This window comes from Nostoc sp. T09, from assembly GCF_002154695.1.
GTDB lineage: Bacteria > Cyanobacteriota > Cyanobacteriia > Cyanobacteriales > Nostocaceae > Aulosira.
In genome coordinates this window covers 1-1,655 of sequence record NZ_MTAV01000250.1, presented here as the reverse complement: position 1 = coordinate 1,655, position 1,655 = coordinate 1, and the positions used below count along the sequence as shown (strand labels likewise).

The 1,655-nt window shown below is 47.3% G+C and carries 1 protein-coding gene; it reads left to right on the top strand.

The window, feature by feature from the left end:
- Positions 1-1,655: tetratricopeptide repeat protein (locus BV372_RS33965; protein WP_143845489.1), on the top strand; the 1,655-nt coding region annotated here is incomplete at both ends.

Below are 1,655 nucleotides of genomic sequence, written 5' to 3'. Positions count from 1 at the left end.
GGGTGGTGTTGATTGGCCCTTTGGATGAAAGCGGTTTGCTGAATAAGCTTTCTAATAAGTATGAACGGTTTGCTGATGTTCCCGCACTGTTGAATGAACCAAAGGTAACACTCAAAGGGCGGTTGCAAAACTTTTTTGCGGCGATTGAACAGGAACACAACCAACCTTTGCTGCTGGTGCTGGATGACTTTGAGCAAAATATTCCCACAGCTAATATTGAAGATGGCTCACTGCGGATGACGGCACAAACTTACAAAATTTTAGAGGCGATTTGTGCAGCATTAGCAGAGAATGGGGGAGAAAGTCGGCTGATTGTTACCTGTCGCTATTTGCAGGAAGATACTTTACCACCCCATCGCCTGCACTTGGAATCTTTGGTAGGGATGAGCAGCAGTGACATTGATAAAATCTGCTTTCCTTTAGATAAGGAAGTCAAGCAGCAGTTAAGAACGCAACGGATGCTCAAGATTGCCGATGGAAATCCCCGGTTGCTGAAGTGGCTTTTGGAGGTGATACAGCAGCCAGGATTGGCGGCGGATGAATTACTGAATCGGTTGGAAGCGACTGAGCAGAAATTCCGCGAGGATGTTTTGGCGCAAACTCTGCTGGATGCTTTGGAAGTGGAAGAACAAAAATTTCTGGCGCGGTTGAGTGTGTTTAATTTGCCTGTGACAGAGGAGATTGTGCGGGCAATTTCTCCCGCCAATGACTTGGCAGTTTTGGGCAAGTTAACCAGCCTGAGTTTAGTTGAATCTGCCACCACTCACCCCAACCAGCCAGTTAATTACCGGGTGACGACAATTTTAGAACCTTTGTTAAAACCAGTGTTGACTGAGGAAGAATGGCAGAAAACGCGACAGCAAGGGGTGAAGAAAATCCATCAAGCTTGGTGGGAGGAGAATGAAAACCGCACGGAAGTAGAAGTATTAGAAATTGTTCGGTTGGGATTGCTGGCCAGAGAACAGGAAATTGCTATCAGCCTTGGGGATTGCATAGCAAACAATTGGGTGAATAATTCCCGGTTTGTGGAAGTTGTAGATTTATGTGAGCAAGTGCTGGCAGTTTTTCCAGACTACCGCATTTTGGGAACAGTCGCCCGTGCGAAACAAGTTTTGGGTTTGGTGCAAGAAGCTTTTAAACATTATCAGCAAGCCTTAGACCTTTGCCCCGAAGAAGAATTCACAAGAAAATCCGCTATCCTCAGCAACATGGCAGGATTATTCGCCCAACAAGGGGACATCGCAAAAGCGATCGCACTCTGGGAGGAAAACTTGGAACTATCTGAGCAGATTGGCGATGTCAAAGGTAAAGCTGCTACCCTCAACAACATGGCACAGGTATTCGCCGACCAAGGGGACATCGCAAAAGCGATCGCACTGTGGGAGCAATCCTTGGAAATAAAGGAGCAGATTGGCGATGTCAAAGGTAAAGCCACTACCCTCAACAATATGGCACAGGTATTCGCCGACCAAGGGGACATCACAAAAGCGATCGCACTGTGGGAGCAATCTTTGGCAATAAAAGAGCAGATTGGCAATGTCAAAGGTAAAGCCGCTACCCTGGGCAACATGGCACAGGTATTCGCCCGCCAAGGGGACATCACAAAAGCGATCGCACTGTGGGAGCAATCTTTGGCAATAAAAGAGCAGATTGGC